The sequence below is a fragment of the Actinosynnema sp. CS-041913 genome (assembly GCF_050942485.1).
Classification (GTDB): Bacteria; Actinomycetota; Actinomycetes; order Mycobacteriales; family Pseudonocardiaceae; genus Actinosynnema.
In genome coordinates this window covers 886,845-913,645 of the sequence record NZ_CP192037.1, presented here as the reverse complement: position 1 = coordinate 913,645, position 26,801 = coordinate 886,845, and the positions used below count along the sequence as shown (strand labels likewise).

General features: G+C 71.1%; 24 protein-coding genes. 10 read left to right on the top strand and 14 right to left on the bottom strand.

The annotated features are described in order from the left end of the window. Nucleotides 1–142: 142 nt before the first annotated feature. The 3 genes from ACQPZF_RS04510 to typA all read right to left on the bottom strand — a co-directional run bounded on the left by ACQPZF_RS04510 (nt 143) and on the right by typA (nt 6,089). On the bottom strand, nt 143–1,969 hold the full coding sequence (locus tag ACQPZF_RS04510; RefSeq protein WP_433268540.1) for an ABC transporter family substrate-binding protein: 1,827 nt from the start codon (nt 1,967–1,969) through the stop codon (nt 143–145). Nucleotides 1,970–2,272: 303 nt separating this feature from the next. Next, nucleotides 2,273–3,964: an ABC transporter family substrate-binding protein gene (locus tag ACQPZF_RS04505; protein ID WP_433268538.1), complete on the bottom strand. Its 1,692-nt coding sequence runs from the start codon at nt 3,962–3,964 to the stop codon at nt 2,273–2,275. 223 nt (nt 3,965–4,187) lie between these two features. Beyond that, complete coding sequence (typA, locus tag ACQPZF_RS04500; RefSeq protein WP_433268535.1) at nt 4,188–6,089, bottom strand: translational GTPase TypA; 1,902 nt, start codon at nt 6,087–6,089, stop codon at nt 4,188–4,190. Nucleotides 6,090–6,252: 163 nt separating this feature from the next. Here typA and ACQPZF_RS04495 point away from each other — a divergent pair, with 163 nt between their 5' ends. After that, on the top strand, nt 6,253–6,393 hold the full coding sequence (locus ACQPZF_RS04495) for a hypothetical protein (protein ID WP_433268532.1): 141 nt from the start codon (nt 6,253–6,255) through the stop codon (nt 6,391–6,393). A 45-nt stretch (nt 6,394–6,438) separates the two neighbouring features. Here the strand turns inward: ACQPZF_RS04495 and ACQPZF_RS04490 are convergent, their stop codons facing one another. Continuing rightward, the gene (locus ACQPZF_RS04490) at nt 6,439–6,738 is read right to left on the bottom strand and encodes a YciI family protein (RefSeq protein ID WP_433268529.1); all 300 of its coding nucleotides are present in this window, start codon (nt 6,736–6,738) and stop codon (nt 6,439–6,441) included. A gap of 194 nt (nt 6,739–6,932) precedes the next feature. Between ACQPZF_RS04490 and trpS the strand changes: the two genes are divergently transcribed. Beyond that, the gene (gene trpS / locus ACQPZF_RS04485; protein WP_433268527.1) at nt 6,933–7,898 is read left to right on the top strand and encodes a tryptophan--tRNA ligase; all 966 of its coding nucleotides are present in this window, start codon (nt 6,933–6,935) and stop codon (nt 7,896–7,898) included. Between the two features lie 111 nt (nt 7,899–8,009). Here trpS and ACQPZF_RS04480 read toward each other — a convergent pair whose 3' ends face one another. Genes ACQPZF_RS04480 through ACQPZF_RS04470 form a run of 3 tightly spaced genes read right to left on the bottom strand, consistent with a single transcriptional unit; the run spans nt 8,010 to nt 10,835 of the window. Next, a complete protein-coding gene (locus ACQPZF_RS04480; protein WP_433268525.1) occupies nt 8,010–8,831 on the bottom strand; it encodes an NUDIX domain-containing protein in 822 nt (273 codons plus the stop codon). Nucleotides 8,832–8,847: 16 nt separating this feature from the next. Continuing rightward, nucleotides 8,848–10,116: a sensor histidine kinase gene (locus tag ACQPZF_RS04475; protein ID WP_433268523.1), complete on the bottom strand. Its 1,269-nt coding sequence runs from the start codon at nt 10,114–10,116 to the stop codon at nt 8,848–8,850. Then, the gene (locus tag ACQPZF_RS04470; protein ID WP_433268521.1) at nt 10,113–10,835 is read right to left on the bottom strand and encodes a response regulator transcription factor; all 723 of its coding nucleotides are present in this window, start codon (nt 10,833–10,835) and stop codon (nt 10,113–10,115) included. Before ACQPZF_RS04470 ends, ACQPZF_RS04475 begins: the two co-directional genes overlap by 4 nt. A gap of 157 nt (nt 10,836–10,992) precedes the next feature. Here ACQPZF_RS04470 and ACQPZF_RS04465 point away from each other — a divergent pair, with 157 nt between their 5' ends. Beyond that, nucleotides 10,993–12,126 (top strand): LolA family protein, encoded by a 1,134-nt coding sequence (locus ACQPZF_RS04465; RefSeq protein ID WP_433268519.1) that lies wholly within the window; start codon nt 10,993–10,995, stop codon nt 12,124–12,126. Between the two features lie 48 nt (nt 12,127–12,174). On the opposite strand, the gene ACQPZF_RS04460 is transcribed toward ACQPZF_RS04465, so the two are convergent. Beyond that, entirely contained in the window at nt 12,175–13,089 is a 915-nt protein-coding gene (locus ACQPZF_RS04460; protein ID WP_433268517.1) for a hypothetical protein, read from the bottom strand. Nucleotides 13,090–13,436: 347 nt separating this feature from the next. Here ACQPZF_RS04460 and ACQPZF_RS04455 point away from each other — a divergent pair, with 347 nt between their 5' ends. Genes ACQPZF_RS04455 through ACQPZF_RS04445 form a run of 3 tightly spaced genes read left to right on the top strand, consistent with a single transcriptional unit; the run spans nt 13,437 to nt 15,829 of the window. Next, nucleotides 13,437–14,447, top strand: a complete 1,011-nt coding sequence (locus ACQPZF_RS04455; RefSeq protein WP_433268515.1) for an ABC transporter ATP-binding protein — start codon at nt 13,437–13,439, stop codon at nt 14,445–14,447. Beyond that, a complete protein-coding gene (locus tag ACQPZF_RS04450) occupies nt 14,447–15,283 on the top strand; it encodes an ABC transporter permease subunit (protein ID WP_433268513.1) in 837 nt (278 codons plus the stop codon). The genes ACQPZF_RS04455 and ACQPZF_RS04450 overlap by 1 nt, the downstream gene beginning before the upstream one ends. 15 nt (nt 15,284–15,298) lie before the next feature. After that, on the top strand, nt 15,299–15,829 hold the full coding sequence (locus ACQPZF_RS04445) for a GNAT family N-acetyltransferase (RefSeq protein ID WP_433268511.1): 531 nt from the start codon (nt 15,299–15,301) through the stop codon (nt 15,827–15,829). An 81-nt stretch (nt 15,830–15,910) separates the two neighbouring features. Here the strand turns inward: ACQPZF_RS04445 and ACQPZF_RS04440 are convergent, their stop codons facing one another. The 3 genes from ACQPZF_RS04440 to ACQPZF_RS04430 are packed head-to-tail and all read right to left on the bottom strand — an operon-like array spanning nt 15,911 to nt 19,506. Then, nucleotides 15,911–16,906 carry an ABC transporter ATP-binding protein gene (locus ACQPZF_RS04440; protein ID WP_433268509.1) on the bottom strand — a complete coding sequence of 332 codons (996 nt, stop codon included), beginning with the start codon at nt 16,904–16,906 and terminating at the stop codon, nt 15,911–15,913. Beyond that, nucleotides 16,907–18,496 (bottom strand): ABC transporter permease, encoded by a 1,590-nt coding sequence (locus ACQPZF_RS04435; RefSeq protein WP_433268507.1) that lies wholly within the window; start codon nt 18,494–18,496, stop codon nt 16,907–16,909. Further along, a complete protein-coding gene (locus ACQPZF_RS04430; protein WP_433268505.1) occupies nt 18,472–19,506 on the bottom strand; it encodes a thiamine ABC transporter substrate-binding protein in 1,035 nt (344 codons plus the stop codon). Before ACQPZF_RS04430 ends, ACQPZF_RS04435 begins: the two co-directional genes overlap by 25 nt. Before the next feature lie 135 nt (nt 19,507–19,641). Here ACQPZF_RS04430 and ACQPZF_RS04425 point away from each other — a divergent pair, with 135 nt between their 5' ends. Then, nucleotides 19,642–19,935: a 4a-hydroxytetrahydrobiopterin dehydratase gene (locus ACQPZF_RS04425; protein WP_433268503.1), complete on the top strand. Its 294-nt coding sequence runs from the start codon at nt 19,642–19,644 to the stop codon at nt 19,933–19,935. Here ACQPZF_RS04425 and ACQPZF_RS04420 read toward each other — a convergent pair. After that, the gene (locus ACQPZF_RS04420) at nt 19,891–21,108 is read right to left on the bottom strand and encodes a mannosyltransferase (RefSeq protein ID WP_433268501.1); all 1,218 of its coding nucleotides are present in this window, start codon (nt 21,106–21,108) and stop codon (nt 19,891–19,893) included. The genes ACQPZF_RS04425 and ACQPZF_RS04420 overlap by 45 nt on opposite strands. A gap of 302 nt (nt 21,109–21,410) precedes the next feature. Further along, on the bottom strand, nt 21,411–22,490 hold the full coding sequence (ychF, locus tag ACQPZF_RS04415; RefSeq protein ID WP_433268499.1) for a redox-regulated ATPase YchF: 1,080 nt from the start codon (nt 22,488–22,490) through the stop codon (nt 21,411–21,413). A gap of 79 nt (nt 22,491–22,569) precedes the next feature. Here ychF and ACQPZF_RS04410 point away from each other — a divergent pair, with 79 nt between their 5' ends. The 3 genes from ACQPZF_RS04410 to ACQPZF_RS04400 all read left to right on the top strand — a co-directional run bounded on the left by ACQPZF_RS04410 (nt 22,570) and on the right by ACQPZF_RS04400 (nt 26,400). Continuing rightward, nucleotides 22,570–23,838: a bifunctional transcriptional activator/DNA repair enzyme AdaA gene (locus ACQPZF_RS04410; RefSeq protein ID WP_433274434.1), complete on the top strand. Its 1,269-nt coding sequence runs from the start codon at nt 22,570–22,572 to the stop codon at nt 23,836–23,838. Next, a complete protein-coding gene (locus tag ACQPZF_RS04405; protein WP_433268495.1) occupies nt 23,835–24,338 on the top strand; it encodes a methylated-DNA--[protein]-cysteine S-methyltransferase in 504 nt (167 codons plus the stop codon). Before ACQPZF_RS04410 ends, ACQPZF_RS04405 begins: the two co-directional genes overlap by 4 nt. Before the next feature lie 151 nt (nt 24,339–24,489). Then, a complete protein-coding gene (locus tag ACQPZF_RS04400; RefSeq protein WP_433268493.1) occupies nt 24,490–26,400 on the top strand; it encodes an ABC transporter ATP-binding protein in 1,911 nt (636 codons plus the stop codon). Here ACQPZF_RS04400 and ACQPZF_RS04395 read toward each other — a convergent pair. Then, nucleotides 26,381–26,779 carry a VOC family protein gene (locus tag ACQPZF_RS04395; RefSeq protein ID WP_433268491.1) on the bottom strand — a complete coding sequence of 133 codons (399 nt, stop codon included), beginning with the start codon at nt 26,777–26,779 and terminating at the stop codon, nt 26,381–26,383. The two genes, ACQPZF_RS04400 and ACQPZF_RS04395, sit on opposite strands and share 20 nt — an antisense overlap. Nucleotides 26,780–26,801: the final 22 nt, after the last annotated feature.

Here is a 26,801-nt window from a genome sequence, read left to right as displayed (position 1 = left end):
CAAGTCTCTAGTCTCCCTAGGCGCCCCCGCCGCAAGCGGGCCAGCCTACCTGACGCGGACACCGTCCGGGGGGCCGGTGCTTGTGGCACCGGCCCCCCGGTCGGATCACTCAATTAGCGTCGCGAGCTGGTGGCAACTCGACTTACTTCTTGATCTGCCAGGCGTACAGGTTCCAGGTGACGCCACCACCGACACCGATGTACGAGATCGGCGAGATGTCCGACGTGGACGCGGCGAAGTCGGCGAGCTGGAACAGCGGAACGCTGTGCATGTCGTCACGCATCTGCTTGTCGATGTCGTTCATCATCGTGATGCGCTTCTGGTAGTCGAGTTCGCCGTTGGCGGCCGACCACTTCTCGGTGACCACGGACGAGTCGTAGTTGTTGTAGTTCGCCGTGCCGCCCTTGGACTTCTGGGCGTAGTTGCCGTACGAGCCCGCCTTCAGCGGCTGGCCGACCCATGCGAACAGCGCCGCGTCGAACTCGGACGCCGGGAGCCGCTTGTCGTTGAAGTCGACGGCCTGGTCGTCCACGATCTCGATGCCGGCCTGGCGGCACTTGTCCTGCAGGATGCGGACGGTGTCGGCACGACGGGGGACGACCTTGTGGCCCAGCTTGAAGGACGCCCGGTACTCGCCCTTCGTGTAGATGCCATCGGCGCCCGCCTTCCAGCCGGCGTCCTCCAGCGTCTTCTTGGCCGTGGCCACGTCACCCTTGCCGATGTCGCCGTAGTGGTCCTCGTAGCCGACCTCGTTCGGCATGAACATCAGCGAGCCCAGCGGCTTGGCGTTGGGGTCGACGTCCTTGACCAGCTTCTCGACCAGGTCCTCGCGGTCGAAGCACTGGGCGACCGCCAGGCGCAGCTCCTTGTTGTTCTTGAACAAGGCGCGGTCCATGTTGAAGTCGACGTGCTCGTAGGTCTGGCCACCGGCCGCGAAGACCTTGAACGCGCTGTCGCCGCGAAGCTGCTGCGCCACCGCCGCGTCGGCCTGCGGCGCGATGACGACGACTTCCTTGTTCTGGAGCTGCTGGGCCGCCGACTGGGCGTCCGTGTTGGTCTTGAGGATGACCTTCGACGCGGCGGGCTTCTCGCCCCACCACTTCGGGTTGCGGACGAGGACCGTCTGGTCCTTGAGGTCCGAGGACTCGATCATGTACGGGCCGCCGGAGAGGGCGACGGAGGCGTCGAAGCCCAGCCAGCCCTTGGTGTAGAACTCGGCGACCTTCTTGACCGTGTCGTCGTTCTGCGCCGGGGTGATCTTGGTGATGTCGGCGACGCCGGTCTTCTCCTCGACGACGTGCGCGGGCAGCAGGCTGTCACTGCCGATCAGGGAGAACAGCGCGCGGTAGTCCGCGAACGGCTGGTCCTTGAAGAAGGTGGTCGTGATCGTCCGGTCCTCGTTCGAGCACTCGAGCTTCTCGATGTCCTTGTAGCCCGTGTCGCTCGAGTCGAAGATCGACGCTTCCTTGCCGTCCTCACCCTTGATCTTCGCCTTGCTGGTGGCGACCAGCCACTTGAGGTGGAAGTCGTCGCAGTCGATCGGCTTGCCGTCCGACCAGACCGCGGCCTTGTTGACCTTCCACTCGATGGTCTGCGGGTCGCTCGACGTGACCTTGATGGACTCCATCAGGTCGCCGTCGACCTTGATGATGACCTTGCCGTCGACCAGGTCGGCGATGTACGGCGAGGGCAGCACGTTGGACAGCGCGATGGTGCTGGAGAAGTTGTTCGTCGCGCCGATGTTGTTGTTGTAGTTGTGGAAGCCCTCTTCCACCGCGACCGCGATCTCACCGATGTCGTCCACCTTGGGACGCTTGAACAGCTCGTCCTGGCCACCGATCTTGCCGGGGTCGGCGTTCTGCTGGCCACCTTGGTCGCCCTCACCGGCGCCGCCACCACCACACGCACTCAGCAAGAGTGCGGCGCCGGTCAGCAGCGCAAGCGCCGAGACAGCCTTTGATCTCCTCATCGACACGTGCCCTCCTAGCACTGGGTTGGAGCGAGGCGTTTGCCCGAACTCCACCCATAACCGTGATGTGCCAAACGCGCCCCGAACCGGACACACCGTTGCAGCACGATAAGAAGTCGCCGCAAGCAGGGTCACTCCCCCCGGGCCGATCGTGACCAAAGGGTGACACGCTGGTAGCAGCAAGCTACTCCATCGTTACCGCGTGGGAGCGTTTGTTAACCGGACGAGGGGAATACTGTCAATATCGCCGGGTGAACGCACCCCGAAGTCGGGTGAACTTCACTCAATGAGACTAGTTAACGGTCAACGGCCTTCCCGGCGCCAGGTGGCCGCGCCGCTCAGCGGTCCCGCGAACGGGGCGCCCGCGGTCACGTTCTGAGCCTGCGGCAGGACCACCAGCAGGTCCGCTACCTGGAACAACGGCATCGCGACGGCCTGCTGCCAGAGCACCGGCTCGACCCGCGCGAGGGCGTCGGACAGCAGCACCTTCCCGGTCAGCGCGTCCTCGATCACGGGCTGGACGGCTTGATCACAGAATCCCGAGAGATTCGCCGGAATGGGTGTACCGGCTTCACCCGAGGAGGTGCGGCAGCCGAATGCGGAAGCCAGCGTCGCGGCCGAATCACCGGTGTCGACACGGGGCACGACCGCAATGTCGACCACCTCGGCGTTGGTTGTCGCCGTGCCGGAGAGATCACGTCCGAACAACTGATTGGGCGGCGTTGTAAGGACGCGTCCGGCGATTCCGGACAATGACAGTTGACGTTGCACCTGGCTTGCGACGGTCACATACGGCTCGACACCGGCCGGTGCGGCGATGGTGAGGGCAAGTTGTTTGCCATCGCGCAACCATTGGCCGTTCTGCTGGGTGTAGCCGGCCTCGGTGAGGAGCTGGGCGACCGGCGTCGGGTTCGGCTGGAAGGTCGGCTGGTAGCCCGCCTTGGTCGGCGGCACCACCTGGGAGTCGGCCTTGAGCTTGGCGCTCGGGCCGTTGTGGCTGCCGATCGAGATGAGTTCGTCGCGGTTGAGCGCGTTCAGCACGGCCTGCCGGACCCGGACATCGGCCATCAGCGGCGCGGCCGGCCGGGCGAGCACCTGCACGACCTCCGCGCGGGGGACGACGGCCGTTGTCAGGGGCGTTGTCCGGGCGAGGCCTTCGACGTCCCGCACCGCGATCGCGTCCGCCCGGATGAGCGCCGCCTGGTCGCCGCCGGTTTCGAGCGCCTCGACCGTCTCGTGCTGGGTCGCCCGGCGCAGCACGAGGCGGTCGAGCGCGGTCGGCCGCTCCCAGAACCGGTCGTTGCGCTCCAGGATGATCTCGCCGCGCGGCTGGTCGAGCGTGCGGACCGCGAACGGGCCGGCGGTGGCCGGGAAGCTGTCGGTGAGCGCGGCGGGCCACCCGCCGGGCGCGTCCTTGAGCAAGTGGGCGGGCAGCAGGTTCGCGAACAGGCTGCGCCAGCCGGGGTAGGGGGTGGTGAAGACGACCTCGACGACCTTGCCGCCCTCGCGGGAGGCGATGTCGGAGATCAGCCGGTAGCCGGCGGGGTCCACCACGCCCGGCTCCTCGCGCATCCGCTCCCAGAGGTAGACGAAGTCCTCGGCGGCGATCGGCGCGCCGTCCGACCAGGAGGCGTCCCGCCGGATCGTGTACGTGACGGTGTACGGCTCGGCCTTCGTCACCTCGGCGCCGACCAGCAGGTCGAGGTCGACGCGGGGGCTGCCGTCGGTGTTGGTCCGGAAGGTGCTGGGCAGCAGCAGTGAGGAGAGCGCCGTGGTGACGGTCGACTGCCCGGCCATCGTGTGCGGGTTGTAGCTGCCCTTCACGTCGTCCACCCCGACGACGATCTCGTTCAGCTTCTCCTTCGGCACGACGGTCATGCCCGGCGTGGACGGCACCAGCGGTGGCGGCGGCGTGACCGAGCACGCCGACACCACGAACAGCGCGACCACTGCCACAGCCGTCGCGCGCAGGCGGGTCCCCCCAGACCGAGTCATGGGCACGAGCGTGCCAGACGTTCCTGAGAGTGGACCGAGGACCCCGAATTTCACCTTGGTAGGACGGGCGCGGGCACGGTCCGGTTGACCGGTGTGGGCGGTCGCACCCCGCGGTCGCACCTTATTAATAGGGTGCGCTGCGCGATTAATAGGGTGCGCTGCGCGCCCTCATGCGAACGCGCCCCCCGGCAGAGGTGCCGAGGGGCGCGTTCCGAGGCTCTGATCAGCCGCGCAGCTTGGCGCGGTTGCGCTCGCGACCGCGCTGGTTGGCGTCCAGGATGACCTTCCGGACCCGGACGACCTCGGGCGCGACCTCCACGCACTCGTCGACGGCGCAGAACTCCAGCGCCTCCTCCAGCGAGAGCTTGCGCGGCCGGGCCAGCGTCTCCATCACGTCGGCGGTGGACGTGCGCATGTTCGTCAGCTTCTTCTCGCGGCAGACGTTCACGTCCAGGTCTTCGGCGCGCGGGTTCTCGCCGACGACCATGCCCTCGTACGCGTCCGCGCCCGGCTCCACGAAGAACGTGCCCCGGTCGGCGAGCTGGATCATCGCGTACGCGGTGATCGAGCCCGACCGGTCGGCGACCAGCGAGCCGTTGTGCCTGGTCCGGATCTCGCCGGCCCACGGACCGTAGCCCTCGGACACGGCGTTGGCGATGCCGGTGCCCCGGGTGTCGGTGAGGAACTCGGTGCGGAACCCGATCAGGCCGCGCGACGGCACCACGTACTCCAGCTTGATCCGGCCGCTGCCGTGGCCGGACATGTTCTCCATCCGGCCCTTGCGGTTGGCCAGGAGCTGGGTGATCGAGCCGAGGTGCTCCTCGGGCGCGTCGATGGTCAGCCGCTCGAACGGCTCGTGCAGCTTGCCGTCGACGGTCTTGGTGACCACCTGCGGCTTGCCGACGGTCAGCTCGAAGCCCTCGCGGCGCATCTGCTCGACCAGGATGGCCAGCGCCAGCTCGCCGCGGCCCTGCACCTCCCAGGTGTCCGGGCGCTCGGTGGGCAGCACGCGCACCGACACGTTGCCGACCAGCTCCGAGTCCAGCCGGGACTTGAGCAGCCGCGCGGTGAGCTTGGTGCCGCCGCCGCGACCGGCCAGCGGCGAGGTGTTCACGCCGATGGTCATCGAGATCGCGGGCTCGTCCACGGTGATCCGGGGCAGCGGCTCCGGGTTGTCCACGTCGGCCAGCGTGTCGCCGATGGTGATCTCCGGGATGCCGGCGATGGCGACCAGGTCGCCCGCGCGGGCCTCCTCGGCCGGGACGCGCTCCAGCGCCTCGGTGATCAGCAGCTCCGTGATGCGGACCTTCTGCACCGAGCCGTCCTCGCGGCACCACGACACCGTCTCGCCCTTGCGGATGCGACCGGACTCGATCCGGCACAGCGCGATCCGGCCCAGGAACGAGGACGCGTCCAGGTTCGTGACCAGCGCGCGCAGCGGCGCGTCGGCGTCACCGGTCGGCGCGGGGATGTGGGTGAGCAGCACCTCGAACAGCGAGTCGAGGTTCTCCTCGGCCGGCAGGCCGCCGTCGGCGGGCTGGGTGAGGCTCGCCCGGCCGGCCCGCGCCGAGGCGTAGACGACCGGCAGGTCCAGCACGGAGTCGTCCGCGCCGACCTCGGTCGCCAGGTCCAGCAGCAGGTCGTGGGCCTCGTCGACGACCTCGGCGATCCGGGCGTCGGGGCGGTCGACCTTGTTCACCACCAGGATGACCGGCAGGCCGGCGGCCAGCGTCTTGCGGAGCACGAAGCGGGTCTGCGGGAGCGGGCCCTCCGAGGCGTCGACCAGCAGCACGACGCCGTCGACCATGGACAGGCCGCGCTCGACCTCGCCGCCGAAGTCCGCGTGGCCGGGGGTGTCGACCACGTTGATGGTGACCACGCCGCCGCCGGTGTGCCGGCGCACCGCCGTGTTCTTGGCGAGGATCGTGATCCCCTTCTCGCGCTCCAGCTCGCCGGAGTCCATCACCCGGTCGACGAGTTCGGCTCGTTCCGAGAAGGCTCCCGACTGGCGGAGCATGGCGTCGACCAGAGTGGTCTTGCCGTGGTCAACGTGCGCGACGATCGCCACGTTGCGCAGGTCGTTGCGGACCAGCGTTTCCTTGATCGACGCGGTGGCCGTGGGCACGCGGAACTCCTAGAGCTTACTGTCGAGGATGGGCAGGCGCCGGACAGTGATCGCGCGCAGCCACCTCACAGCCTACCGGGCCGACCGCCAATACCACACCTGAGCTGGCAGTGAGGTCAGCCTCACCCGCTGTGTGGTCACCCGCACGAGTGGAAGGCGTCACGTGGGCAAGATCAAGAAGAAGTGCTGCCGGTCGGAACCCCGTTGCCGGCGCTGTCCGGTCACGGCGCTGCGGAAAGCACGGGAGAAAGCGATCAAGAAAGCGGGGAAAGCCGCCCGCAAGGCCGCGAAAAAGGCCGCCTGATCCCGCGCCACCAGGTCGGACCGGGCGGCGGGTCGGCACCGCCGGTCAGGTCAACGCGGCTTCGTTGACCTTGGCCAGCTCCGGCGCGGTCTTGGTGGCCTGGAACTCCACCACCCGGTAGCGCGCCAGCTTCTGCACCGCGAACGGGTCCGTGGCCAGCAGCGCGTCCAGCTTCCCGCGCGGCATGGGCCGGGCGATGATCACCCCGCCCACGCGGGGCACCTGGCGTCCGGAGGCGAGGAAGTACCCGGCTTCGTACTGCTTGTTCAGCCAGCCCACGTGCTCCGGCAAGGCGTAGTCGACTTCGTCCAGTGGCTTGATGTACTCCAGCAGCACGATGTACATAGAAAAATCGTAGACCCCTGAGACATGGGTGAAACACGCTACAATCGCGGCTATGCGCACTTTTTACCCGTTCTGGTGGTCCGCCTTCCGGCGGCCGTGAGAACCGTGCGTTGACGAAACGCTGGCCGCCCGCTGGGGCGGCCTTCGTGCGTTCGGGGGCTGGTCCGGCGGGCACACCCCGAAGGGAAGCCCCCATGATCAGGTTGTCCGCGATCACCCCGTCCGGCCCCGTCCAGCTCGGCAACTACCTCGGCGCGATCCGGCGGTGGGCTGCCGAGGGCACCGACGACGACGTGTACTTCATCAGCGACCTCCACGCCATGACGTCGTCGCACAACCCGGCCCGATTGCGCTCCCTGACCAGGGAACAGCTCGCGGTGCTGATCGCCGCGGGCGTCGATCCGCGGTCCGTGGCGGTGCAGTCCGACCTGGTCCGCGAGCTGGGCGCGCTGACCTGGATCCTGGAGTGCACCTGCACGTACGGCGAGGCGGCGCGGATGATCCAGTTCAAGGAGAAGTCCGCCGGGCGGTCGTCGGTGCGGCTGAGCCTGCTCACCTATCCGGTGCTGATGGCGGCCGACATCCTGTTGCAGGGCGCGCACGAGGTGCCGGTCGGCGACGACCAGGCGCAACACGTGGAGCTGGCGCGGGTGCTGGCCCGGCGGTTCAACGGCACGTACGGCGAGGTGTTCGTGATGCCGAAGTCCGTGGTGCCGCCGACCGCCGCGCGGGTCCGCGACCTGACCGACCCGGCCCGCAAGATGGCCAAGACCGCCAAGGACGCGGCCGGCACGGTGTTCGTGCTCGACTCGCCCGACCTGGTCCGCCGCAAGATCAAGCGGGCTGTGACGGACGACCTCGGGGCCGTGCGGTACGCGCCGGACACGCAGCCGGGGGTGGCGAACCTGCTGGAGATCCTGGCCGCGTGCACGGCGAAGGACCCGGCGGAGCTGGCGGAGTCGCTGGCGGACTACGCCGAGCTGAAGGAGGCCACGGCGGAGGCGGTGGTCGAGGAGCTGCGCGGCGTGCGGGAGAAGACCCAGGCCCTGCTGGACGACCCGGCCGAGCTGGACCGGGTCCGTGCGCACGGCGCGGAACGCTCCCGGGAACGCTGCGGCCACCGCTTGGACGCGGCCCTGCGCATGTCGGGCTTGGGCTGAACGCACGGCCCCGGAACCCGGCTCCGGCAGACCTGCTTGCTGCCCGGAGCCGGTTCCGCCCTGTCCGGAGCGATCCCGACGCGGGCGCACCCGATGCCGCGCAGGTCGGGGCTACTCGCGCGGTGTCAACAGGTCGTGCAGGGCGGGCAGCAGGACGCGGTCGGCGGGCAGCCAGTCCAGGCCGTCCAGCTCGTCCGCGCCGACCCAGCGCACCGCCCGGTGGTCGAGCGCCCGCGGCTCGCCGTCCGCCAGGTCCGCCCGGAACACCCTCAGCAGGTGGTCCGACCGCAGCGGGACGTCCGGCCCGATCTGGTCGCCCGGCACGACCGCCACGCCCAGTTCCTCTTCGCTCTCCCGCACCACGGCGGCGTGGTCGGCCTCCCCCGGCTCGACCCGCCCGCCCGGCAGCTCCCAGCGGCCCGCCAGGTCCGCCGGATACCCGCGCTGCTGCGCCAGCAGCCGACCGTCCCGCACGATCGCCGCGCCCACCACCACCTTCGCGACCACCAGTTCGCGGCTCCGCGCGGACACCGCCCTCGCCCGTGCCTGGAGCACCTTCAACGCCAGCCCGCGCCCCACGATCACGTCCGCCAGCCGCCCGAACGGCCCGCCGGGGCTGGACCACTCCACCGAGTCGACCACCATCGTGCCGCCGCCGGTGTGCAGCAGGTCCGTGAGCAGCACGAACTTCGGCAGCGGCCCGCCGACCAGCTCCGCCGACACGCCGGTGGTGTCCGCCCTGGTGACCAGCAGTGTGCCGTTGACCGGGCCGACCGAGCCGGCCAGCTCCGCGCCCACGTAGAGCACCGGCCCGCCGCCGATGCGCACGCCCAGGCCGCGGATCGACCGCGCCAGCAGCCGGGCGTCCAGCAGGGCCGCCGCGACGGTCCGCAACGGGGCGTCGACCAGCGTGGTCGCTCTCAGCTCTGGCACGAAACCGATCCTCCCATCACCGGTAGGCGGGCCAACGCACCTCCAGGCGCGCGCCGCCCTCCGGCGACTCCATCGCCCGGACCGTGCCCTTGCGCCGCATCACCAGGTGCGCGACCAGGGCCAGCCCCAGCCCGAACCCGCCGGTCGCGCGGCCCCGGTCCGACTCGACCCGGTAGAACCGGTCGAACACCTTCTCGCGGTGCTCGGGCGGGATGCCGTGGCCGTCGTCGTCCACCAGCAGCCGGATCTCGCGCGGCGCGGGCAGCACCGAGATCCGGATGAACGTCTGCGCGTGGCGGGTCGCGTTGCGGATCAGGTTGTCCAGCACCAGCTCGACCTCGGTCCGGGCCGCCTGGATCAGGCACGCGCCGATCGGGGCGTGGATCGACACCAGCAGCCCGGTCTTCGGCATCCGCTCCACCGCGGCCTGCGACTGGAGCACCAGGTCGACCGGTTCGGCGCGGGGCAGCTCGCCGGTGTCCGCGCGGGCCAGCAGGAGCAGGGCGTCGACCAGGTTCGACAGCCGTTCGGACTCCTCGACCACGGACTCCAGCACCTCGATGGAGAAGTCCGGGTCCGGGTGCGCCACCGCGACCTCGGCCTGGGCGCGCACGGACGTGACCGGCGAGCGCAGCTCGTGCGCGGCGTCCCCGGTGAACCGGCGCAGCCGTTCGGTGGCCTCGTCACGCCTGGCCAGCAGGGCGTTGAGGGCTTCGGCGAGGGCTTGCAGCTCGTCCCGCGCGGCCGGCACGGGCAGCCGTTCACCCCTGGGTAGCTGGCCCGCCGCGACCCGCATCCGCTCCACCGGGCGCAGCGACGACCGCACCGAGAGCCAGGTCGCGATGCCGACCAGGCCCGCGACCAGCACCGCCGCCACCGCCAGCCACTTCGTGCCCAGCTCGTTGGCCTGCCGGTAGCCGACCAGGGTGTCGCCCGCGACGTGCAACTGCGGGGTGCCGTCGGCGGTGAACACCACGCGGCCGATCCAGCGGTGGGCGCTGGCCCCGTCGACGCGCAGCACCGGTTCGCCGGACTTCAGCCAACGGATGTCCCGCGCGGTCAGGTCGGGCTTCGGCCCGCCGTCCAGCGGGTTGCCCGCCGTGTCCAGCACGCGCACCGCCCCGGCTCGCTCCAGCTCGGCGTCCACCGCGCTGACCTGCACCATCCCGATCAGGCTCGGGGCGAGCAGGGTCAGCGCCAGCAGGCACAGCAGTGCCACGCCGGTCGACACGACGGTGATCCGGAACCGCAGCGTGCGCCGGAGCCACCAGCGGCGCGGGTTCACCTGCGCCTGGCGGCCGTCGAGTCCAGCGCCGCGTCCAAATCAGGCGTCGAGGCCAGGTAGCCGTGGCCCCGCACGGTGCGCACCACCTCCCCCGCGCCCATCGCGTCGAGCTTGCGCCGCAGGTACCCGACGTAGACCTCGACCGCGTTGCGGGTCGCCGCCTGCTCGTCGCCCCACACCGTGCGCAGCAACTCGTCCTTGGTGACCACCGAGCCCGCGCGGCTGGCCAGCACGTCCAGCACCGCGTACTCGCGCGGCGAGAGGCTCACCGGCTCGCCCGCCCAGCTCACCTCGCGCACCGCCCGGTCCACCATGAGGTCGCCCAGCTTGAGCTTGCGCCGGGCCAGGTCGGCCTGGTTGCGCCGGAGCAACGCCCGCACCTGCGCGACCAGCACCACGAAGCTGAACGGCTTGACCAGGTAGCCGTCCGCACCCAGGTCCAGCCCGTCGGCCTGGTCGACCTCGCCGTCCTTCGCCGACACCATGAGCACCGGCGTCCGCACGCCCTCCGCGCGCATCCGCTGGAGCACCCGGTAGCCGCTCAGGCCGGGCAGCATGATGTCCAGCAGCACCACGTCGAACGCGCCGGTCAGCGCCACCCGCAGTGCGTTCGGGCCGTCGGCGGCCGTGACCACCTCCATACCCTCCGCGGACAGGCCGCGCTCAAGTGCGCGCCGCACGCCCACCTCGTCGTCAACTACCAGCACCCTTGGCCTCACGTGCACAGGATGCCCGCAAGGGAGGACAATCGGCGCAGGATCCTCAGTCCGTTCTCAGCCTCGCGGCCACTCTCAGCGCCATCTCAGCCCAGCCCGAGGAACGTCTGAGATGTCGGACCGGCGCCCGGTCGGCCGACGCCCTTGGAGGAGGGGACACATGAACCGGAGAAAGGTGACCGTGGTCGCCGCGGCGGTCGGCGTGGTCGCCGGAGCCGCGGGCCTGGGGGTGCTCGCGATGCCCGCCGGTGCGGGGCCCGCTCCCGTCCTGCCGGACGTGAGCGCGGAGTCCCTGGTGGAGTCGGTGCTCACCGCCAAGCCCGCCGCGTTCGGCGGCGCGGTCGAGGTGAACAACGACTTGGGCATCCCCGGCATCGCGGGCCTCCCGCAGCTCTCGGACGGCGAGTCGAAGCTGCGGATGTGGACCGACGGCGAGGGCCGCGTGCGGGTGCAGCTACCGGCGGGCGATGCCGAGCGGACGTTCGTGGACGACGGCCAGACGGGTTGGCTGTGGGACTCGGCCGACCAGACGGTGACGAAGCTGGCGCACGGCGCGCTGGCCGAGCCGAAGCTGGAGCCGGCCCCGGAGGCGGAGAAGTCCGTGCCGACGGACCCGGTGTCGCTGTCGCGCGAGGTCGTGGCGAAGGTCAAGGAGTTCAGCGACATCAGCGTCGACGGCACGGCCCGCGTGGCAGGCAGGCCCGTCTACGAGCTGGTGCTGACCCCGAAGCCGACGGAGCGGACGGTCCTGCGCGAGATCCGCGTGGCCATCGACTCGGAGTTGCGCGTCCCGCTGCGCCTGGCGGTGCTGACCAACGGCACCAACAACCCGGCCGTCCAGGTCGGCTTCGCGGACCTGAACGTGGGCCCGCAGGACGCGAGCCTGTTCGCCTTCACCCCGCCGCCCGGCGCGAAGGTGCAGGAGCCCGAGATGAGGGAGCCGACCGCCGAGGAGAAGTCCCTGGCGGAAGGGGCCTTCAAGGAGGCCAACCCCCAGGTCCACGGCGACGGCTGGGATGTCGTGCTGACCGCGAAGGCGCCGATCGACGCCCTGACCGGCCTGGCCGGCCGGCAGCCCGACCGAGGCGGTAAGTGGGAGGGCCACGAGAAGCAGGAAGACGTGGACGTCCAGGGCCTGCTCAAGCAACTGGGCAAGCAGATCAGCGGCCCCTGGGGCACCGGCACCCTGATCACCACCAGGGTGGGCGGCATCCTCCTGGCCAACGACGGCCGAGTGGCCGCCGGCGCGGTCCCGGAGCAGGTGCTCACCGAAGCCATCGCCCAGGTGAAGTAGCCACCGGAGTCGACGCCAAGGGCCGACGCCAAGGGCCGACGCCAAGCCTCAGCCTCTTGGCGTCGACCCCGACCAACCGACGTCGCGCCCCAGCGGCCGGCGCGCCACCACACCCACCGGCCGCCACACCACAACCGTCCAATCAACCACCACTCCACCGACGGCCGACCAACGAACCTGACCAACCAGTCGCAAACCAACCGACCACCCACCGCGCAACCCGCCACTACCGCGCTCCAGCCACCAGAGAGGAGGTCCGACATGGCCCACCAGGACACACTCCACACCGGTCACACCACACACCGCGCTCCGGCCGGCATGGAACGAGCCTCCGGACCTCCCGGCACGGAGCCAGGCGCGGGCGAGGACGCGCACGGCGTGGGAATAGCGGTCGCCACGGGCTCGGGCGTCGTTGCAGATCGCGGCGGCCCAGTCGCCGCCGTGACGGCTGTTGTCGGCGGAGACCGTCAGGGCTCGGCGGACGCGACGGTTGACCGCGTCTCGGAAGTCGACCTGGCGGTGACTGCCGGACTCCTGGGTGACCGGGGCGGTACCGGTCTCAGCGGCGAGCCGGGAGCAGCAGCCCTCGCGTTCGAGGATGGGGCCGCCCCCGCCGAAGACCTGACCGAGGTTGACGGTGCCGATGCAGGGCAGCGCGGCGCTCAGCGGCGAGTAGGGGTGCGTGCGCACCGCGTCGGAGATGGTCTTGTCCAGTACGCGGATGGTCGTGCGGACGGCCCGGACCGATGCCACCCGGCTACCGCCCAGCTTGGCGGCAACCGCCCGACCAAGCCGGGAGGCCGCCAGGGCGATGTCGTTGTCCGGGCCGGCGGGCACCGCCTTGGCGCCGGGCCGGCGTTCGTCCGACAACGCGGCAAGCTGGTCGACCGCCGCGACGTGCTCGGCGCGTTGACGGGTCGGCGCCGGCAACTCCAGGAAATCCCGCAGGCCAGGGGTCAGCATCCGCAGTCGGTGGCGATTGGTGCGCGGGTAGTCGTCACACCCAGGCCGCCCAACGCACGCGATGCCGTCGGCGCAGGCACAACGCACAAGACCACAGGCCCGAACACGGCCCCGACACCGGCCGAGCGCCCACAGCGCTCGACCCGAACACAGCCGACACAAGCGGAGCGTCCGGCGGTCCGATGCCGGACGACCTCAGCGGCAGTGACGACACCACTGGCAGTCGGGTGCCGACCGGCGCACTCGCGCCGCCGAGACCACCAGGGAACGGACTTCATGGCCCGCCAGGACAGGCGAATACACCCCGCTGCCCACCAGGCCGCGGACCAGGTATGGGAGAAGACCGCATGACCACCTCGACCAGCGCGCGGACGGAAGCGGCCGACGCCGGTGACGCACCGGTCCTCGCGGCCCGCACGCGAGGGCTGCGCAAGGTGTACGGGCGCACCGTCGCGGTGGATCGGGTGGATCTCGACGTGCCGAAGGGCTCGGTGCTCGGGATGCTCGGCCCCAACGGGTCGGGCAAGACCACCACGATCCGGATGCTGCTCGGGCTCGTGCGGCCGACCGAGGGGGAGGTCGAGCTGCTGGGGAAGGCGCTGCCCGACGGCATCGCGGCGGCGTTGCCGCATGTCGGCGCGCTGGTCGAGGGTCCTGGTTTCCACCCGTTCCTGTCCGGGCGGGAGAACCTCCGGCGGGTCGCCGCGTTCGAGCCGCTGCTCGCCACCGGCTCCATCAAGCAGGCGGTGGAGGACGCGTTGGAGCGGGTCGGGCTCGCCTCGGCCGCGCACCGCCGGTACCGGGGGTACTCGCTGGGCATGAAGCAGCGGCTCGGGTTGGCGTCCGCGCTGCTCGTCGAGCGCAAGCTGATCGTGCTGGACGAGCCGACCAACGGGCTCGACCCGTCGGGCACGCGGGAGGTGCGCAACGTCATCGCCGAGTTGCGCAACGGCAGCACCACGGTGGTCGTGTCGTCGCACCTGCTCAGCGAGATCGAGGCGACCTGCACCCACGTGGCCGTGCTGCACCGCGGCACCGTGGTGGCCCAGGGCGGCCTGGCCGACCTGCTCCAGGCCGAGAGCAGCGCGCTGCTGGTGGTCACGCCGGACTGGATGGAGGCGCTGAACGTCCTGCGGGACGGCCGGATCTCGGCGCGGCCGAGTGACGACGGCCTGCGGGTCGAGCTGATCGGCACCACCCCGCCCGCCGTGCTGGAGACGCTGGTCAAGGCCGGCATCCCGGTGTGGGAGGCGCGGCGGCAGCGGACCGGGCTGGAGGAGCTGTTCGCCCGGCTGACCGAGGCCGAGGAAGTCGACGAGGGACTGTCCGCGGTGGACACGATCGAGGAGAACGCGTGATGAGCACTCTGGTCGCGACCCGTGCTCCGCTGAGCCGCCAGCTCCGGTCCGAGCTGCGGTGGATCGTGCGTCGGCCGCGGACGGTGATCGGGCTGTCCGCGCTGTGCCTGGTGCCGGTGCTGGCCGGGATCGGGCTGTGGTTCGCGGTGGACGGCGACGGCGCCGCCGGCGGGCCCGGGTTGGCCGCGATCATCGCGGGCAACGGGCTGGTGCTGCCGATCTTCACCCTGTTCCTCGCGCTGCCGCTGCTGTTGCCGCTGGTCGGAGCGATCTGGGCGGCGGACGGTCTGGCGGGCGAGTCGCAGCACGGCACGCTGCGCGGTCTGCTGCTCTCGCCGGTGGGGCGGCTGCGGCTGCTGGCCATCAAGTCGTTCGGCGTAGCCACCATGACGTTGTTCGCGGTGACGCTGATCGCGTTCGTCGGCGCCATCACCGGCGTGATCCTGTTCGGCGGGCAGGGGATGCTGACGCTGTCCGGCAACACCCTGCCCTTCATCGACGCGCTGGGGCGGATCGCGCTGACCATCGTCCTGGTGACGATCCAGGTGTGGGGCGTGGCGGCGATCGCGATGGCGATCTCGGCGTGCACCGAGCACCCGCTGGTGGTGATGGCGGCGACGATGGCCGGCGTGATCGTGTCCGCGGTGCTGGGGCTGTTCAGCGCGCTGGACTGGTTGCAGCCGTACCTGATCACCTCGGGGTGGGAAGGCCTGATCGACGTGATGCGGGATCCGCTGCCGACCGAGCAGCTCTGGAACAGCACCGCGCTGGCCGGGTGCTACATCCTGATCGGACTGTCGCTGTCGGCAATGCGGTTGGCAACCAAGGATAGCTGAGGCATCTTCGGCCTCATGTTCCTGGAAACCGAACGGGTGGTGCTGCGGGACTTCGCGGCGTCCGATGTGGATGCCTTGGCGGGCCTGCACGCCGACCCTGCCGTGATGCGGTACCTGGAGGGCGGGCGGCCACTGGACCGCGCGGCGGTGGAGGAGGATTTGCTGCCGCGCTACCTCAAGGCCACCGGCTGGTGGGCGGCTGTCGACAAAGCGACCGGTGAGCTGATCGGGGCCTTCGAGTTCCGTGAGACCGAGCCGGGCGTGCGCGAGCTGGGCTACCGGCTGCACAGCGGGCACTGGGGTGTCGGCTACGCGACCGAGGTGTCCCGGGCGCTGGTGGACAAGGGCTTCCGCGAGCTGGGTGTCCACCGGGTGTTCGCCACCACGATGGCGGTGAACTCGGGTTCGCGCCGGGTCATGGAAAAGGCCGGTCTGCGCTTCGTGCGGACCTTCTTCCAGGACTGGCCCGACCCGATCCCCGGCTCCGAGCAGGGCGAAGTCGAGTACGCACTCGACCGGAGGGACTGGACCGACCGAAAGGGCTAGACCTACCGGGAGCGCTGGAGCGACCCGGAGGGCTGGACCGACCGGAAGGGATAGAACGACCGCAAGGGCTGGGTCGGGCCGCTACCCGATGACGGCGACGCCGTCGGGGTCGACGGCCAGCCGGACCCGGTCGCCGGGACCGGGGGGTTCGGCGACCGGGGCCACCGCCTCGAACTCGTCCGCGCCGGCGTCGAGCCCGTCGACCCCGACGAGTCGGACCAGCAGGCGGACGTGGTCGCGGCGGTGGACGCGTTCCAGGACCTCGGCTTCCAGCGGGCCGTCGCGGTCCACCCGCAGCGCCGTCGCCCTCAGCCCGACCCGCGCGGGCACGCCGACCAGGCGTTCCGCCGCGTCGGCGGCCAGCACCTTCCCGCACCCCAGGAACCGGGCGACCGCCACGTCGACCGGCGACCGCCACACCTGCGACGGCGGTCCGACCTGCCGGATGCGGCCGGCCCGCATCACCGCCACCCGGTCCGCGAGCGTGAACGCCTCGTCGTGGTCGTGCGTCACCACCAACGCGGTCGCCCCGGCCTCCCGCAGCAGCCGGGCCAGGTCGACCGCCAACGACTCCCGCAGTGCCCGGTCCAACGCCGACAACGGCTCATCGAGCAGCAACAGCCGGGGCCGGGGCGCGAGCGCACGGGCCAGCGCCACCCGCTGCTGCTCGCCACCCGACAGCTCGGTCACCTTCCGCCGCTGGTACCCGCCGAGTCCGACCAGCTCCAACAGCTCCTCGACCCGCTTGCGGCGCGCCTCCCGCTCCACCCGGTGCATCCGCAGCCCGAACGCGACGTTCCCGGCCACGTCCCGGTGCGGGAATAGCTGCCCGTCCTGGAAGACCAGCCCGAATCCCCGCCGGTGCACCGGCGTCCCGGCCAGGTCGACCCCGTCCCAGGACACGACACCCGCCGACGGCGCCTCCAGCCCGGCGACCGCGCGCAGCAGCGTCGACTTGCCACAGCCGGACGGACCCAGCAGTGCCACCACCTCGCCGTCGCCGACCGTCAAGTCCACTTCGGACACCGCGTCGACGGCCCCGTACCGGACGCTGACCCCGCCGATCCCCAACGACATCTAGAACTCCCCGCCTGCCGGCACCCGCAGCCGCTCGATCAGCAGCACGGCCGCCGTGGTCACCGCCATCAGCAGCGCGCACGCCGCGTACGCCATCTGGCTGTTCAACTCCCCCGGCCGCGACATCAGCCGCGCGATCACGACGGGCAGCGTCGGCGCGTCCGGTCGGGCCAGGAAGCTGGTCGCGCCGAACTCGCCCAACGCCACCACGAACCCGAACCCCGCCGCCGCAACCAGCGACCGCGACGCCAACGGCAGGTCGACTTCCCGCCACACCCGCCACGGGCTCGCGCCGAGCGTCGCGGCGGCCTGCCGCAGCCGTTCGTCGACCGCCCGCAGCACCGGCAGCACGATCCGCACGATCAGCGGCGTCACCACCAGCGCCTGCGCCAGCGGCACGAGCAGCGGCGAGGTGCGGAAATCGCCGGGCAGCGCGTCCATGGTGATCAGGTACCCGAACCCGACCGTCACCGCCGAAACGCCCAGCGGCAGCATCAACGCGGTGTCCAGGGTCTCGGCGAACCACGACCCGTGCCGCCGCAACCCGACCAGCACCACCGCCGACACCACGCCCACCGCCAACGCGACCAGCGTCGCGTCCGTGGCCGTGCGCAGGGACTGGGCGACCGCCTCCCACCCGGTGACGGCGAGCGTGCCCCGCTCCCCGGTGCCCGCCAGCGCCCGATAGCCCGCCAGGCTCCAACCGTCCTCAGTGGACAGCGACCGCACCACCAGCCCCACCACCGGCAGCAGCAGCGCCCCGACCACCAGCCACGCCGCCGCCACGACACCCCACTCACCGCCGACCGGCCGCCGCAGTGCCTCCACCCGCAACGGCAGCGCCCGCTCACGCCGCCGTCGCGCCGCACCGCCCACCAGCAGCACCGCCAGCACCGCCGTGAACTGCAACAACGACAGCGCCGCCGCGCCGGACAGGTCGAACAGCTCCACCGTCCGCAGGTAGATCTCGGTCTCCAACGTCCGGTGCCGCGCGCCGCCGAGCACCAGCACCACGCCGAAACTGGTGGCGCAGAACAGGAACACCACCGACGCCGCCGACCCGATGGCGGGAGCCAGCGCGGGCAGCACGACGGACGTGAACGCCCGCAGCCGGGACGCGCCCAGCGCACGCGCCGCGTCCTCGGCCCGCCGGTCGACCTTCGCCCACAGCCCGCCCACGGTCCGCGCCACGACGGCGACGTTGAAGAACGCGTTGGCCAGCACGATCGGCAGCACGCCGCCGTCCGGCCACAACGCCCGGAACGCCAGCCCCACCACCACGGTCGGCAGCACGAACGGCACCATCACCGCCGCCCGCACCAGCCCCGCGCCCCACACCCGGCACCGGGCCAGCAGGAACGCCACCGGCAGGCCCGTGACCAGGGCGAGAGCCGTCGCACCACCCGCCTGGCCGAGGGTGAACCCGACCAGGCTCCAGGTGCGCGGGTCGACCAGCGCGGGCCACACCCCGCCCTCACCGAATCCGAGGCCGACGATCGCGGCCACCGGCCAGGCGAAGAACACGCCTAGGAACGCCAGGGGCAGCAGCGCGGCGATCGACCAGGTCAGCCTTGGACCAACGAGCGCCACTGCGCAACCCACTGCTCGCGGTTGGCGTCGACCTGGCTCGCGGGCAGCGTGCGCGCCTTCTCCGGCAGCGGCGCGGCCTTGGTCCACGCCTCCGGCAACGCCACGCCCTCGCGGGACGGGTACACGTACATCTGACCGGGCACCTCGGCCTGGAACTTCTCGGACAGCAGGAAGTCCACGACCTTGCGCGCGTCGTCGGCGTTCTTCGCGCCGTTCAGCACGCCCGCGTACTCCACCTGCCGGTAGCAGGTGTCCAGCAAAGCCTTGGTGCGCGGGTTGCCGTCATCGCCGATCTCGGCGGACGGCGAGGACGCGTAGGACACCACGATGGGCCGCGGGCCCTTGCCGCTGGAGCCGGAGAAGTCCTGCGTGTAGGCCTCTTCCCAGCCGCTGACCACCTTGACGCCGTTGGCCTTCAGCCTCGCCCAGTAGTCCTGCCACCCGGACTCGCCGAACTCGGCGACCGTCCCGAGCAGGAACGCGAGGCCGGGCGACGACGTGGCCGGGTCCTCCACCACCAGCAGGTCCTTGAACTTCGGGTCGGCCAGGTCGGCGTACGACTTCGGCTCGCCCTTGTCCTTCAGCGCGGCAACGTCGACGTTCACGCACACGTCGCCGACGTCGACCGCGTGCAGCCGGTCGGCCGGGTCGAGCCGGTAGCGCTGCGCGCCCTTGCCCGCCTCGGCGGGCGCGTACTCGGCGAACACGCCTTCCTTCAACGCCCGCGACGCGAACGTCGAGTCGACGCCGTACGCGACGTCGCCGATCGGGCTGCCCTTGGTGAGCACCAGCTTGTTGGTCAGCTCGCCCGCGTCACCGCTGGCCAGCGTCTTGATGGTGATCCCGGTCTCGGCCTTGAACGCGTCCAGCACCTCGGGCCGCACGGCGAACGAGTCGTGCGTCACCAGCGTGACGACCCGGTCCCCCGGCGGCGGGCTCTGGTTGGTGGCCACCGAGCACGCGGCCAGCAGCGACCCGGCGAAGACGGCGGTCAGCACTCGTCGAAGCATCATCTCTCCCTACACCGGCATGACCCGGATCAGGTGTGGACGGTCGAGGGCTGGCGCGCCCTCCTCTCAGCCCGGCGCAGCACCGGACTCCCGTGGCAAACGCGCACCCTACGCCATGGGGTGGGACCATCGGGCATGGCCGAGCTGCTGACCGACGACCAGGTGACCAACGCGCTGTCCACGTTGCCCGACTGGCGCGGCGAGGACGCGGCGCTGGTGCGCACCGTGGAACTGGCGAGCTTCGCGCACGCGATCCAGGTGGTGAACCGGGTCGCGGAGATCGCCGAGAACGACAACCACCACCCGGACATCGACATCCGCTGGAAGACGCTGACGTTCCGGTGCAGCACGCACTCCACCGGCGGGATCACCGCGCTGGACGTGTCACTGGCGGAGGAGATCGACGGCGTGATCGACGCGCTCGCGTGACCGCTGCCGCAGCACCACGGCGACCGTGACGAGCGTGAGCAATCCCACCGCCGGGTACACCCAGCCGAGCAGCGACTGGTGCCAGGGGCGCGGGATGACCCAGATCGACGGCTGGACGATGAGCAGGTACGAGATCAGGTAGCTGCCGATCGCCAGCAGCCACGCCCACGCGGTGACCGCCGCGAGCCGGTGGCGCACGCCGTAGACCAGCCACATCAGCGCGGGCACCGCCCACACCCAGTGGTGGCTCCACGAGATCGGCGACACCAGCAGGCCGAGGAACTGCACTGTGACGAGCATCGCCAGGGTGTCCTTCGCCCGCACGGCGGAGTGCAGCGCCCACGCGGTCAACGCCACCGCCACCGCGACGCCCAGCAGGTAGATCGGGCCGGTCTGCACGTCGTAGCCGACCGTCCGGGACAGCGCGCCGCGCAGCGACTGGTTGATCGCCGACCCGACGGGTCCGACCCGCGTGGCGTCGCCGAGCAGGTGGAACCAGAACTGGTTCGACTGGCTCGCGGAGACCAGGTAGCCGAGCCCGACCGTGCCCGCGAACGCGGCGAACGACCAGGCGGCGGCCTTGAAGTTCCGCGTGACCAGGAAGTACAGCCCCGAGATCGCCGGCGTGAGCTTCACCCCGGCCGCGAGCCCGACACCCGACCCGGCCAGCCACGGCTTCGCGCCGACCATCGCGCCGAGCAGCAGCGCGGCGAGCACCAGGTTGATCTGCCCGTAGTTGAGCGTGGTCCGCACCGGCTCGACCCACACGAACAGCGCGGTCCACAGCAGCGCCCGACGGGGGTCGCCGCTGCCCACGAGCTGGAGCGACTTGCGCACCACGAACCAGAGGCAGGCCAGGCTGAGCACCTGCCAGAACCACCGCGCCACGTCCCAGGACACCCAGGACAACGGCACGAACACCAACGCCGAGAACGGCGGGTAGGTGAACGGAAGGGCGAACTGGTCGGAGAACTCCTTGAGCCGCCACTGGTACAGCTCGCCGGTGAACAGCTCGGGTGAGGCGTTCCGGTAGACCATCAGGTCGACCATGGTCATCTTCGTCTGGAACGCGACCATCGCGAGGTGGCCGACCAGCGACAGCCCGAACAACCACGGCGCGAACGCCAGGACCCGAGCCTCGACCGCCCGCAGGTTCACTGCCAGTACCTCCACGATCGTGTGAATTGCACGACTGTCGGGCCACGAAACCGGGTACCCGGACGTCAAGACGAGTGGGAGATCAACGCAAGGGGATTCGCATGACCGCCGACATCGTCGTGTTCACCGTCGCCGCACTCGGAATGCTGGCCACCGCCGGGGGCGTCTTCGCCCTCGCCCGGCACAGTCGCAACCAGGTGCGTTGACGTCGTGACCAACTGACGTCGTTACCGGGGCCTCCTGCCGAGCGCGGGAGGCCCCTTCGCACGTCCGGCGGCGATGTCCGGGCCGCGTCGCCGTGCCACACGTCGCGCGCGTCACACGTTGAAGCGGAACTCGACCACGTCGCCGTCGGCCATCACGTAGTCCTTGCCCTCCATGCGTACCTTGCCGGCTGCCTTCGCCGCCGCCATCGAGCCCGCCTCCACGAGGTCGGCGAAGGAGACCACCTCGGCCTTGATGAAGCCGCGCTCGAAGTCGGTGTGGATCACGCCCGCCGCCTGCGGCGCGGTCGCGCCCTTCGGGATCGTCCACGCGCGGGACTCCTTCGGGCCCGCCGTCAGGTAGGTCTGGAGCCCCAGGGTGTGGAAGCCGGCGCGGGCGAGGGCGTGCAGGCCGGGTTCGTGCTGGCCGATGGACTCCAGCAGTTCGCGGGCCGACTCCTCGTCCAGTTCGAGCAGTTCCGCCTCCACCTTCGCGTCCAGGAACACCGCGTCGGCCGGGGCCACGAGTTCGCGCAGTTCCTTGAGCTTCGCCTCGTCGGTGAGGATGGCCTCGTCCGCGTTGAAGACGTAGAGGAACGGCTTGGTGGTGAGCAGGCTCAGCTCGCGCAGCAGCTCGCCGTCCACTTCGGACCGCGCGGCGAACATGGTGCGGCCGGAGTCGAGGATCGAGCGGGCCTGGACCGCGGCCTCCAGCGCCGGGCGGCGGTCCTTCTGGGTCCGCGCCTCCTTCTCCAGCCGGGGCACGGCCTTCTCCAAGGTCTGGAGGTCCGCGAGGATCAATTCGGTGTTGATCGTCTCGATGTCGCTCGCCGGATCGACGCGGCCGTCCACGTGCACCACGTCCGAGTCGTCGAAGACCCGGATGACCTGGCAGATCGCGTTGGCCTCGCGGATGTTGGCGAGGAACTTGTTGCCCAGGCCCGCGCCTTCGGACGCGCCCTTCACGATGCCCGCGATGTCGACGAACGACACCACGGCGGGCACCTCGCGCTCGGAGCCGAAGATCGCCGCCAGCTTGCCGAGGCGGGCGTCCGGCAACGGCACCACGCCGACGTTGGGCTCGATGGTCGCGAACGGGTAGTTCGCCGCGAGCACGTCGTTGCGCGTGAGGGCGTTGAACAGGGTGGACTTGCCGACGTTGGGCAGGCCGACGATACCGAGGGTCAAACTCACGGGAGGTGAGTCTACGCGGTGGGACGCCGTGTCCGATTCCCGCGAGACCGCTGGTGCCGGCGGTGGCAGAGTGACAGCCATGTTGGTCGACGCCGAACGTGCCTACCGGGCGGTGGCCGCCCGCGACGCCCGCTTCGACGGGTGCTTCATCCTCGCGGTGCGGACCACCCGCATCTACTGCCGCCCGTCGTGCCCCGCGGTCACACCGAAGCAGCGCAACGCCGAGTTCTACCCGACGGCCGCCGCCGCGCAGTCGGCCGGCTACCGGGCGTGCCGGCGGTGCCTGCCGGACGCCGTGCCGGGCTCGCCGGAGTGGAACCTGCGTGCCGACCTCGCCGCACGGGCGATGCGGCTGATCTCCGACGGCGTCGTGGAACGCGACGGCGTGCCCGGCCTGGCCGCCCGCCTCGGCTACTCGGAACGGCACCTGACCAGGGTGTTGACCGCCGAACTGGGCGCGGGACCGCTGGCGCTGGCCCGTGCGCACCGGGCGCACTCGGCCCGTCTGCTGATCGAGACGACGGACCTGTCGTTCAGCGACATCGCGTTCGCGGCCGGCTTCGCCAGCGTGCGGCAGTTCAACGACACGATCCGGACCGTGTTCGCGTCCACACCGTCGGACATGCGCTCGGCGCGCAAGGTCGTCGGCACGGCCGGCCGCATCACCCTGCGCCTGCCCTACCGCCCGCCGTTCGACGCCGCCGGGCTGCTGGCGTACTTCCGGGCGTCCGCGATCCCGGGCGTCGAACACGTGACGGACACCACTTACGCCCGTTCGCTGCGCCTCCCGCACGGCCAGGCGACGGTGATCCTCGAACCCGCCGACGGCCACGTGACGTGCTCGCTGCGGCTGGCCGACCTGCGTGACCTGGGCAGCGCCGTGAGCCGCGTGCGACGGCTGCTGGACCTGGACGCCGACCCGCAGGCGGTGGACGAGTTCCTCGGCGGCGACCCGCTGCTGCGCCCCCTGGTGCGGTCCCGACCGGGCGTGCGGCTGCCCGGCAGCGTCGACGGGGCCGAGACCCTGCTGCGGGCACTCGGGCACGTGTCGCCCGGCGAGCCGCTGGACATCCCGGACGGCCCCGTGACCCACCTCTACCCGGAGCCGTCGGCGATCGACTCGCCGGTGGCGGCGGCGCTGGCGGACGGCAGGCTCGTCGTGGACGTCGGTCGGGACGCCGACGAGCTGAACGCCGAGCTGTCCGCGTTCCCCGGCATCGGCCCGGACGTCGCCCGCTACGTCGTGATGCGCGTGCTCGGCGCGCCCGACGTCCCTTTGACCACTGACAACGCGGCCTGGCGCCCTTGGCGCTCGTACGCCGCGATGCACCTCAGGAGGACCGCGTGAGCATCGGATACACGTCCACTGTGGACACCCCGATCGGCCCGTTCACGGCCGTCGTGGCGTCGGACGGGGCCGTCGTGGCCAGCGGCTGGACCGCGTCCCTGGACGACCTGCTGCCCCAGGTGTCCCCGTCCCTGCGGCCGACGACGTTGAGCCCGCGCCGCGACCTCGGCGCCGTGACGAAGGCGGTGCGCTCGTACCACGCGGGCGAGTTGGACGCGATCGTCGACGTGCCGGTGAGGCAGCGCTCCGGCGGGTTCATGGAACAGGCGTGGGAGGCACTGCGCACCGTCCCGGCGGGCAAGCCGGTCAGCTACGCCGACTACGCCCTGCTGGCCGGCCGCCCGGCGGCGGTCCGCGCCGCCGCCACCGCCTGCGCCCGCAACGCGACCACCTTGTTCGTCCCCTGCCACCGCGTCATCCGCACCGGCGGCGCGATCGGCAACTTCCGCTGGGGCGTGGACACGAAGCGCTGGCTGCTCAACCACGAGGACCAAGCCTGAACGCACGATCCCTGACAGGAGGTCCCCGCCAAGGGAACCCCTGCTTTTACTCTGCCACAGGGGTACGACATTTCCCGCGACGCGTCGAAGGTTACCTGCGGCAACGGGTTATGGAGTTGGCGTTGCGTCGATTGCCGGGTTACCTGGGTGGATGAGTTCCGTGTTAATCGGGGTGGAGAACATCTCCACGCCCAAGTGGGCCAAGGCCGGGCGGCGGGCGGCCTCGGTGAGTTTGGGCAAGGCGTTGCGCAGCCTGCCCGCGGCGATCCGGATGGTCTTGCGGCTGGCTTGGCGGACGTCGCCCCGGTTGACGGTGCTGGCCGGGGTCGTGCACGTGTTGTCGGGGTATGTGACGGCGTTCGGGCTGCTGGCCACGGCGGACGTGTTCTCCGCTCTGCTGCGGGAAGGGCCGACGCCGGAGCGGGTGGCTTCGTCGTTGCCCGCGTTGGCGGTGGTCGTGGCCTCGTACGCGGCTCGTGCGCTGCTCGACACGGCGGTCGCGGCGGTGGAGAGCTCGTTGCGGCCCAGGGTTGCCCGTGCGGCCAACGACGAGGTCACCGCGGTGTTGGTGCGGGCCGAGCTGCTGGCGTTCGAGGACGCCGACTTCCGCGAGCTGGCCCGGCAGGGCGGGCGGAACGGGATTCGCAGCCTGGAGAGCAGTCTGCGGTACCTCGCCGACCTGATGTCGTCGTCCATCACGATGGTCGCCGCGATCGTGACGGTCGGGCTGCTCAACGTCTGGCTCGCGCCCGCGCTGCTGCTGGCCGCGATGGCCAACGCCTGGGCTTCGGCCCGGGTGTCGAAGCTGCGCTACCAGCACTTCCTGGACTCGGTGACCCGGAACATCCGCAAGGGCGTGGTCGAAGAGGTCGCCACCGAACGGGACTTCGCGTTGGAGCGGCACGCGCTGACCTTGCAGGAGCGGCTGCTCGCCGAACACCGGCGGATCGCCGACTCGTTGATGGGCGACGAGATCCGCATGGCGCACCGCACGAACCTGGTTCGGCTCTCCGGTCGCACGCTGGCCGGGCTGGGCACCGGGATCGCCTACGTCGTGCTGGGCCTGCTGCTGCACGGCGGGGGCATGGAGCTGGCGTTGGCGGGCACGGCCGTGCTCGCCATGCGGACCGGGTTCTCGTCGCTGACGACCACCACCCGTTCGGTCAACGCGTTGTACGAGGACTCGTTCTACATCGACTTCTACCGCAAGCTGCTGGCCGAAGGCGCCGAACGCGCGCAGGGGTCGTCGTCGGTCCTGGCGCCCGCCGACCCCGAGCTGATCACGCTGACCAACGTGACGTTCAACTACCCCGGCAAGAACACGCCGGCGCTGGACGACGTGAGCCTCACCGTGCGGCGTGGCGAGGTGATCGCCCTGGTCGGCGAGAACGGCTCCGGCAAGACGACCCTGGGCAAGGTGCTCACCGGGCTGTTCCCGACCACGTCCGGCACCGTGCGGTGGGACGGCGTGGACCTCGCGGAGGCCGACCAGACCTCCGTGCACTCGTCCATCGCCGTCATCGCGCAGGACCCCGCGCAGTGGCCGATGACCGCGCGGCGCAACGTCACGGTCGGCCGACTGGAGCGCGACGACGAGGACGCCTGGCAGGACGCCGTCGTCAAGTCCGGCGCGGACGAAGTCCTCGCCACGCTGCCCGCCGGGTCGGACACCGTGCTGTCGCGGAAGTTCAACGACGGCCAGGACCTGTCCGGCGGCCAGTGGCAGCGGATGGGCATCGCGCGCGGCATGTACCGGGACGCGGCGGTGCTCGTCGCCGACGAGCCGACGGCGGCGCTGGACGCGAAGGCCGAGGCCCGCGTGTTCGAGGGGCTGCGCGAGGCGACCGCGCGGCGCACCACGATCCTGGTGACGCACCGGCTGGCGAACATCCGCAACGCCGACCGGATCGTGCTGCTGGACCGGGGCAGGATCGTCGAGCAGGGCACCCACGACGAGCTGATGGCGCTGCGCGGCCACTACTACGAGCTGTTCGAACTCCAGGCCTCCGCCTACCGGGGCAACCTGCTGGCGCAGCCCCCGCTCAGCCAAGCTGAGCCGTGACCATCACCGGGTTGCCGTCCGGGTCCGCCACGAACGCCATCCGCTCGCCCCACGGCGTGTCGTTCGGCGCGAGCAGCACGGGGTGGCCGAGCCGTGCCAGCTCGGCCACCGCCGCGTCCACGTCGTCGTGGTACACGCACAGCTCGAACGCGTGCCCGGAGGACGGGCGCTGCGGGCGTCCGTGCACGCCCCGGCCGTCCGGCGCGACCTGGCCGAGCCCGATCTTCGACCCGTCGGGCAGTTCCAGGGCCACGTACACCGGTTCCCCTTCGGCGGGGAACCGGTACGTGACAACGAAACCGAGCGCATCGCGGTAGAAGCCGAGCGAACGCGCCAGGTCGTCGCAGACGAGCATCGGGAACGCGGAACGGAAAGCCATACCGCACCCTAGAGTGTCCGGT